Origin of the sequence: Streptomyces aureoversilis, assembly GCF_042657885.1 — a bacterium.
GTDB classification, from domain to species: domain Bacteria; phylum Actinomycetota; class Actinomycetes; order Streptomycetales; family Streptomycetaceae; genus Streptomyces; species Streptomyces aureoversilis.
The window spans coordinates 1-8,745 of the sequence record NZ_JBHSKJ010000043.1 but is presented as its reverse complement, the minus strand read 5'-3'; the positions used below and the strand labels follow the sequence as shown (position 1 = coordinate 8,745).

2 protein-coding genes and 7 pseudogenes are annotated in these 8,745 nt (G+C 62.9%); 4 read left to right on the top strand and 5 right to left on the bottom strand.

Annotation, left to right across the window (positions count from 1 at the left end):
* Positions 1-159 precede the first annotated feature (159 nt).
* Positions 160-908, bottom strand: a pseudogene (locus ACFPP6_RS36055) (transposase family protein).
* 244 nt (positions 909-1,152) lie between these two features.
* Positions 1,153-1,265, bottom strand: a pseudogene (locus ACFPP6_RS36700) (IS630 family transposase); the annotation flags it as partial.
* A 57-nt stretch (positions 1,266-1,322) separates the two neighbouring features.
* Here ACFPP6_RS36700 and ACFPP6_RS36050 point away from each other — a divergent pair.
* From ACFPP6_RS36050 to ACFPP6_RS36035, 4 pseudogenes are all read left to right on the top strand, one after another.
* A pseudogene (locus tag ACFPP6_RS36050) lies at positions 1,323-2,432 on the top strand (ISL3 family transposase); the annotation flags it as partial.
* 132 nt (positions 2,433-2,564) lie between these two features.
* A pseudogene (locus ACFPP6_RS36045) lies at positions 2,565-3,355 on the top strand (transposase family protein).
* A 570-nt stretch (positions 3,356-3,925) separates the two neighbouring features.
* Positions 3,926-4,754, top strand: a pseudogene (locus tag ACFPP6_RS36040) (IS5 family transposase).
* A gap of 191 nt (positions 4,755-4,945) precedes the next feature.
* Positions 4,946-5,602 (top strand): annotated as a pseudogene (locus tag ACFPP6_RS36035) (IS5 family transposase); the annotation flags it as partial.
* Between the two features lie 32 nt (positions 5,603-5,634).
* On the opposite strand, the gene ACFPP6_RS36030 reads toward ACFPP6_RS36035, so the two are convergent.
* The 3 genes and pseudogenes from ACFPP6_RS36030 to ACFPP6_RS36020 form a co-directional block, all read right to left on the bottom strand.
* Positions 5,635-6,012 (bottom strand): RNA-dependent RNA polymerase family protein, encoded by a 378-nt coding sequence (locus ACFPP6_RS36030; RefSeq protein WP_382051092.1) that lies wholly within the window; start codon positions 6,010-6,012, stop codon positions 5,635-5,637.
* A gap of 459 nt (positions 6,013-6,471) precedes the next feature.
* Positions 6,472-6,729 carry a DUF6355 family natural product biosynthesis protein gene (locus ACFPP6_RS36025; RefSeq protein ID WP_382051093.1) on the bottom strand — a complete coding sequence of 86 codons (258 nt, stop codon included), beginning with the start codon at positions 6,727-6,729 and terminating at the stop codon, positions 6,472-6,474.
* A gap of 695 nt (positions 6,730-7,424) precedes the next feature.
* Positions 7,425-8,462, bottom strand: a pseudogene (locus ACFPP6_RS36020) (IS701 family transposase); the annotation flags it as partial.
* Positions 8,463-8,745: the final 283 nt, after the last annotated feature.

Genomic DNA, 8,745 nt, shown 5'->3' with positions numbered 1-8,745 from the left:
TCTCGTCCGCCGCCGCTGGCAGCGCCGCCTCCACGGCCACGGTCCCGGACTCTGCCTCGACTGTGTTCTCGCTGGTCACAGGTGCAATCCTCCATGATCGGAGTTACACCGTTCCTTTTACAGCCCCTATCGCGGGTGGTTGGGGTTAATGGACGTCTTTCATCCTGAATGCTCGTAGGTCGTGAGGGTGTGGATGGCTTGGACGATGGTTCCGATGCGGTTGGTTGAGCATGGGGCTTTGCGGAGGGTGCGCCGTGTTTTGAGCCGGGTGAAGGCGTGTTCGCCGGGTGCCCGGAGGCGGGAATGGATGCGGTTGTACCGCTGGTAGGGGTCGGGGAGTTCGCGGTGTCCGTCGTAGAGGGTGCGGACGGTGGCGCCGACGCCTTGGTAGGTGCGGTCGGCCAGGACGAGGATCTCCCTGGTCAGGCAGGCCTGGACGCCCCCGTAAGCCCGGGCTGCGGTCAGGTCGTGGGTGCGTCCCGGCAGCGCGCGGGAGAACCACAGCGCGGTCCCGTCCAGACGGGCGACGACCTGAACGTTCATCCCGTGCCGCTTGTGCTCCTGGCTGTCGTACGCCTCATCCGCGGCGATCCGGCCGGTCGGGATCAGCGTCCCGTCAACGACGACAAAGCCGCCCTCACCCAGGCCCACCAGAGCCTCCCACAGGCTCGGGGCCCGAGCTGCGAGGACATCGAGGGTCTCGCCAACGTACCGCCAAAACCGTCGCCTCCGAAACACCAAAACCCGCCCGCGACCTGCACGAACGTCTCATTCTTCCGCACGTGTGCCAGCCACCAGCAGGGCCTGTTGGAAACAGCCGAACCTTCGCCAGCGCGAGTTGAGTTCACCTCGGCGGGCATGGACCAACCACAAGCCGACTCGACGAGCTCATACAGGACATCAAGCATGAAAAGATACAGAACCAAGCGAGACTCCCCGAACGAAGCACAATGTATAGAAAACACCAGCGCAACAACCAGGAACCTCGCATCGCCACATCATCCCCTTACTGACCAGCCCTTTCACCCTCCTGAAACAAGATGAAAAAAATTCACTGAACCTCTTCAATTCGGCCACTGATCGGGTGACAGTCGAGCGCGTTCAGACGGGCCCCAACCCCTGCTGAGTGAGGTCAGAGGGGTGTCAACATCGCCTCGCGATCACCCCGCTGAGTTGTCCATCGGCGAACATCCTGGCCGCCTCCAGCCCCGCTCGCGGAACTCCCGCCGTTCGTCGGTCAGCCCACCACCTTGCCGATACCTCATGCTCTCGGCATACCGCGGGGATCACCGCCCGTCAGCCCCTACGACATCACGACCGCAAGGTCAGTAGTGGGCCGGGCGGCCGCTCGGCTGTCCCACGCTCTGGCCACCGCGGTGTCGCGCTCGACCGCCCTGCGGATGCTCGTGCGGCTTGCCGCTGCCCCCTTCCGCATGCCGCGGGTTCTGCATGGACGACTTCGCCCTCAAGCGCCGCCACCGGTACGCCACCATCCTGACGGACGCCGAGACGAGCGAGCGGATCGACGTACTCCCCGGCCGCAGCGCGGACGCTCTCGAGACGTGGCTGCGCGAGCACCCCGGCGTGGAGATCGTCTGCCGTGACGGCTCGAACGCCTAAAGTGAGGCTATCCGCCAAGTCCTGCCCGACGCGGTACAGGTCAGCGACCGGTGGGATCTGTGGCACAACCTATGCGACCAGGTCTGGCCGAGGGCCGCTCCCATAGTTCCTGCTGGGCCACTGTCAACCCGCCCCGCCCCGGAGGAGTACGCGAGCAGACCACCCGCGAACGCTGGCGTCAGGTCCACGAAGGGCGTCGGCCTGCTCGAATGCGCCCGCCGCCTCAACCTGGCACTCAACACGGTCAAACGCTACGCGCGGACGCGAGAGCCGGATACCTTGCGCCGAGCCCCATGCTACCGGCCCACCCTCGTCGATCCCTATCGCCACAACCTCCGCACCCGCCGGGACGCCGCCCCCGTTGTCCCCGTCAAGCAACTGATTCGCGAGATCCAGGAGCTGGACTACACCGGCAGCCTCAACCTTCTCTACCGCTACATCACGCAGGGCCGTGCCGAGGGCGACCGGCTCGTCATCACCCCACGCCAACTCGCCCGCCACATCCTCACCCCGACAACCTTTGAGGCAAGGACAGCGGGCTTCTGCGGGAACTCGCCGCGGCCTGCCCCGAGATGGCCGCACTCACCTGTCTTATCCGGGAGTTCGCTGAACTCCTTGCTCCTGCCGTCGACAACGACACCAGGCTCACCGAGTGGATCGCAGCTGTCCATGCCTCCGGCCTTCCTATCTGCACGCCTTCGTGAACGGCCTGGAGCTCGACCGCACCGCCATCGACGCCGGCCTCACCCTGCCCCACCACGATGGAGCGCACCGAAGACGTCAACACCCGCACCAAGAGGATCATGCAGTAACTACACAGCACCACCATAGATTATGGGAAAGAGTCGAAACTTTACAGACCCAATGAGCCTCTTTCATCCTGTCTCGGAGGGGCGAAAGGGGCTGGTTAGAGGGGTAACGAGGTGAGGCTCCTGATCGTTGCACTGGTGTTCTCTACGCACCGTGCTTCGTTCGGGGAGCCTCGCTTGGTTCCGCATCCTTTCACGCTCGACGTCCCCTATGAGCCCGTCGAGCACGTCTCGTGGCTGATCTACACCCGCCGACGGAAGCTGAAGTCACCCTGGCGGAGGCGGGGCTGCTTCAAACAGGCCCTGCTGGTGCTGGCCCACCTGCGAAAGAACGAGACGCTCGCGCAAGTGGGTGCCGGTTTCGGGGTGTCGGAGTCCACTGCCTGGAGGTATGTCGACGAGACGCTCGAGCTCCTCGCAGCTCGGGCCCCGAGCCTGCGGGAGGCTCTGGTGGGCTGGGTGAGAGCGACATAGTCATCGTTGACGGGACGCTGATCCCGACCGACCGGATCACTGCGGACGAGCCGTACTACTCGCAGAAGTACAAGCGGCACGTGATGAACGTGCAGGTCATCGGACAGGACCCCGCTGTGGTTCTCCCGCGCACTGCCCGGGCGGACCCACGACCTGACCGCGGCCCGCGTGCGCGGCATCGTCCAAGCCTGCCTCACCCAGCAGTTCCTCGTCCTCGCCGACCGGGCCCGCCAAAGCGCCGGCGCCACCGTCCGCACCCCCTACGACGGACACTCCCGGACCAACACCATCGCTACAACCGCGTCCACGCCAGACCGGAAGCCTCCGGCGAACGCCCCTTCGCCCGGCTGAAGTCCTGGCGCATCCTCCTCAAAGCCCGATGCTCAACCAACCGCATCAGCCACAACGTCACCGCCGTCCACTCGCTCCTGACCTGCGAGCATTCAGGATGAAGGAGGCTCAATGACGGCACCCCTTGTACCCTTGCCGATACCGACACAACGTCCCAGGGCAGCGAGCCAGCGAACTGTCAGCATGACAGCCCACTGACCTGCGACGACACTGTCCTTCATCACCCCTGGGACCCCAGGATGAAAGAGGTTCAGTAGGCGCTCGCTCCCTCGACGCGAGGATCGACTTTCAAGATTTAGAGTGACATTTACCGGTCGAACCGTCAAGCTGCAAAGCACATATCCGTATTGCGAGGTGAACCCGTGGCTTCGTGTGCACCATGGAGTTCCCAGTCAACGATGTTTCTGGCGTTATCTGGGATTCAGAGGTTGGGAAGAACTGTCCATCGAAGCAATTTCGCTAACTGAGCGTTTCGTCCTGTCTGGCGGCGCTTGATGCCGGTTCTCTGGCGTCCATGTACTGGGGCGGAAGTGGCTGGCGGGCTGATTGCTATGCAGAGTGACAGCAGGGAGTCGTGCCGCCCTGAAATCTCCTATCTGATCCCAAGGCATGCGTCGTCGACACCTTCTGCATGGGTGGACCGGTCAACATCACTGCGGTACTTGGGAGACATCACCGCACACAGCGGACACCCAAGTGACCTCTCCGACGAACGCTGGGAGCTGATCGCATCGGTCCTGGCCGCCTGGCGGGACGCACACCTTGGCGGGCCCGACATCGGCCGGCCGCCCGAGCACGACCTGCGCTCGCTGATGAACGCCGTCCTCTACGTCGACCGTACCAGCCTCCCCTGGCGCTACCTCCCGCACGACTTCCCGCCCTGGCCCACGGCCTACCACTACTTCGCCTGCTGGCAGAAGGCAGGGTGTTCGAGCAGCTCAACGGACTCCTGCAGCGCCTAGTCCGCGAGGGCTGCGACGCGGAGCCGTCCGGGTGCGTGCTGGACGCCCAGACCATCAAGACCTCCGCCAACGTGCCCTTGCCAGGGCAGGGCACGGACGCAGGCAAGCGCATCATCGGCCGCAAGCGTCACCTGGGCACGGACGCCCTCGACCTCCTGCTGACCGTCATGGTCACCACTGCGAGCATCTCCGACACCGCCGCCGGTGTCCGACCGCTCTCCCGCATCGCCGCCGCCCACCCGCGCGTCCGCAAGGCGTGGGTTGACGCCAGCTACCGCACCACCACCATCAACCACGGCGCCCACCTCAGCATCGACGTCCAGCCCGTCCAGCGCCCCCAGGCACCCCAGGATTCAAAGTCATCCCAAGAAGGTGGACGATCGAGCGTACCTTCGGCTGGTTCATGCACCACCGCCGCCTCGCCCGCGACTACAAAACCCACCCCTACCGCTCCGAAGCCATGATCCACCCCGCCATGATCGACCTCATGACCCGCCGCCATACCAATGAAACCACCCCGAACTGGCGAGACACCTGAACCTCGAACCAAACACGACTCCCAGGACGAAACGCCCAGTTAGCCTAACGATCTCGTGCACGGTTGGCCGTGGCGCGTCGGCTTCTTGATCGTTGTGTTCAGCGTGGTGGGGATCAGGGCGGCGATCGTTCGGAATCAGCGGATCACGGGGTTGTCGCCGACGGGGGTGGCTGAACTCGTCGCCGAGCTAGAGGCAGTTCCGGTGTCCGGGACGCAGGTCGTTGCCGGACCGGGACGTGCTCTGCGGGATCCTGTACGTGCTGCACACCGGCATCCAGCAGGAGTACCTACCGGGGGAGCTTGGCTTCGGCTCGGGCATGACGTGCTGGCTCCGGCTGCGGGACTGGAACGAGGCCAGTGTCTGGCAGCGGGAAGTCCTGCTCGCTGAGCTCAACGCTGCAGCACGGCTGGACTGGTCGCGTTGTGTGGTCGACTCGTCGCCGGTCGACCGGGGCAGGGTCGGCTCGAAGCACCATCTCATCACCGACGGTCATGGCACCCCGCTCGCCGTCCTGCTGACCAGCGGCAACCGCAACGACGTCACCCAGCTACTTCCGCTACTGGATGCGATTCCGCCGGTCCGTGGACACATCGGCCGTCCCCGCCGTAAGCCCGGCTCACTCTTCGCTGACCGCGGCTACGACCACGACATCTACCGCGACCAGGTCCGCATGCACGGCATCGTGCCGGCCATCGCCCGCCACGGCACCCTGCACGGGACCGGCCTGGGCACGTACCGGTGGATGATCGAGCGCACGTTTGCCCGGCTGCACGGCTTCCCGCGCCTGCGGATCCACTGAGAACGACGGGCCGACATCCACGGAGCATTCCGCAAACTTGCCTGCTAGCTCATCACTCATCGACAACTGAAGCCATTATGTTAGCCGCTGCAAGCCGCCCAGCCGTGAACGATCGGGGTCAGCTTGCGCAGTGCGGCCCCGGCGTTGGCCCCTCTCAGGGCCTTCACCTCAGTCCGCAGTCGCGCCCGGAACCTCGCGCAGCCATCCTTGCTCGGTCGGGTGATCAGTTTCCTGTTCAGTCGGCGGATGGTGAATCCAAGGAAGTCGAATCCTCTGTCGAGGTGCACGACCTTGGTCTTCTCCTCGTTGAGGCGCAGACCTCTCGGTTCCAGCCACTTCTCCAGACGGTCTCTGACCTGGTGCACCTGTTCTTCGCTGTGACAGAGCACGATGAAGTGAGTCGGCGGCGGGAATCCCACCCGCCGCTCGCAGAACCGTACGGGAGTCTCTCGGCTCACACGGCTCCCATTGTCCAGCTATCAGGCTTGAGGCCGAACCACCAGTGGGCGAACAGGTTCAGGGAACGGCGGGCCGCGCCTGCCAGCAGTTCTCCCGATCTCTTCTCCCGGCAGCGTAGTCGTTTGTACTTCTGGCAATGACGCGTGCTTGCACGAGCGCCGCCGGTCTGTGTCCTTGCAGTAGATGATTCGTATCTTGTCCGGATGTAACTCCACACCGACCTGCGCGACAGCGTCCCGCACTCGGCCGACCTGGTCTGCGGCCCCCTCGATCTTGGTGAAGTGTTCGTCCAAAACCGAGAGGGCCACGTTGGCTAGCAGTGGCGAAAGAATCCTGCCCTGTGGGCCAGTGCCGCATAGATAAGCAGTTCGGTGCACTCCTGCCATATGCACACAGCGACACGCACGAGTTAGCTGTTGAGCGTCAACTAGAATAGTTCCGAATTCTGAAATTTCCAGCTATTCCGGCAAGACTCCCAATTTTTCAGGGATCGCGACGCCAGCAATACCATAACATGGACCCTTCACCTCCCAAGCGCCTCGGATTTCATATTCCGACCCTAGCCACGTCACACCGGGACCTACACATTTTTCATACTCATTTTCCCCAACATGCACCTTAATACGAACTTGCGCACTATTGGGGCAGTATTTGTAGTAGGCGTCAGTGGCCGTCTCGTAGAAGCCGCAGCGCTCAGGCTCTCCCCCCTCGGCCATGGCAGGGATAGCTAAAGCGACAGGGAGCCCAAACGCAAGAACAACTCCAGCGGCAAGCGATAAGCGATTTGCAATCATAACGCCAAACTCCCTTTCAGATTAATGTGACCACAACAACAAGATCGCCGAGCTAACCTTACAGGAATATTGAGTTCACAAGGAAAGCGTCCGCGCGTCGAGGGAAAGTACTAATACGGCATTCTTCAACGATACGCCAGCATTCGGGTACTTGACCTAGGAGACCGTACGACAGAACATCACCTGCTAAATTTGAGGGTCGGCGAGTGCCACTTCCAACAGGATCGCCCGGATCGTGGGGTCTCCCGCCGAGTGGTGTAGCGGCGATTACGGCGAATCTGCGGGTTACGTGCACAATCGGTCTGACTGGCACGCTGAGGGCCTGACTATCGCCAGGTGACAGGGCTTGGTCCTGCAGCCATCGCGGAGCTCGTGGATCTGAGCTTGGAGAGAGCCGCCTCGAGGCCGGCAGCGTCGTACGGTGGACGGCATTGCCTGATAAGACATCAGTTCTGCCCAACGGCAGGTGCCCCGAGTCCAGCCCACGACCAGCAGATTTCGCCGCGAGCTCCGCTACAGCACTCGGCGGGACACCATCCGGACTCTTGAGAAGCTCTTCTTCTTCCTCAGTCGATAGGAAGACAAGCCCCACCGTTGCAGGTTAGGAGCACTTCTCACGCTTCGTAGCCACGGACTTGGTAGTGGTCCAGCCCGGTCTCGTTCTTCGCGGTCTGGAAACATTCCTCCACGGACCAGCGGGAGCCGGCCACGCGGATCAACTCCTCAAGGGCGGTGCCTCGGGAGCGAAACAGATGTAGTAAGCGATCTCCGATGGCTTCGACCTGCTCCGGCGAGCCAGCAGCCAGTGATCCCAGCCGGAACGGCGGAGGGGCCGGATAGGCTCGACCGCCCAATCATAGATGCGTAGACCTCGGACGCCGTTCCCGCAGCTCAGCGGCTCCCAGGCATCCTCCGGCAACCGGGCGATGACGTGATGGGCCCGCTCCTCGAGTAGACCCATCGAAACGACCGACTGCGACTTGGTCACTGCCAAGACATGAGGTATGTCCCGCGATTCGACCCACAGGCGGAACCGCCCGTCACCTCCGTATACCGCGTCGGCACTCACCCAGCCGAACGGAATCCCCGCCGCCAGAGCACGTTCGACCATGCGGAGCGCGAGGGCAGGCTTTGTGGCGAACTCAACATCGTCCGGAATGCCGGGCCGCACGACACCGCTCACGATCGGAGGTCCATCCTCTCGGGGAGATACAAATCCCGGTCCACTAGGGCTCGTCCATGCTGTGAGGTGTAAGCGAGGAACACTCCGATCTGAGAATTGTCAATCCGCCCGGCCGCGCCCGAGTACTGGCGTGCCACACCGGCCGACTTGTGGCCCTCCTTCAGGAAGCCCGTCTCGTCCACGACCAGAACACCGCCGTCCGCATCCTCCAGCTCGTCTACTACGAGGCCGCGTACGTCATCCCGGAGACCGTCGACGTCCCAGGAGTAGGAGTTCAGCAGACGCTGCATCCCCTGCGGGCCGGCGTCACCCACCACCTCAGCCAACGTCCAGCCATTCTTCTGCTCAACCTAGCTGAGTAATCCCCGTAGGTAGAGCGCATACGACGCCGAGGCTCAACACGACCGAACCGCCCAGCGAACCGTCCTATGAACTTCTCGAACAACCCTGACCAACCGTCAGCTACCCCCACCCTCACGCCACCGACAATGAGGCACCTGGACCGTAGTCACGAAGTATTAGTGTCGTGATAACAGCTCGTCAAGTATACAATCCGACAGTATTCAGGAAGCTCAAAACATGTTATTGTTCGCTGATTTCTATGACCACTACCTATAGCGCCATCCTGAGAGGATGTTCTTGCCGCTTACCTGCTGTTTTGTGCGGTTTGCCTGCCGCCCGGGATAGCCTGATAAATTCTGTATGCGCCGAATATGCCAAGGAAGCGCTCGCCATCGGCCTCGCGTGTCGTCCTG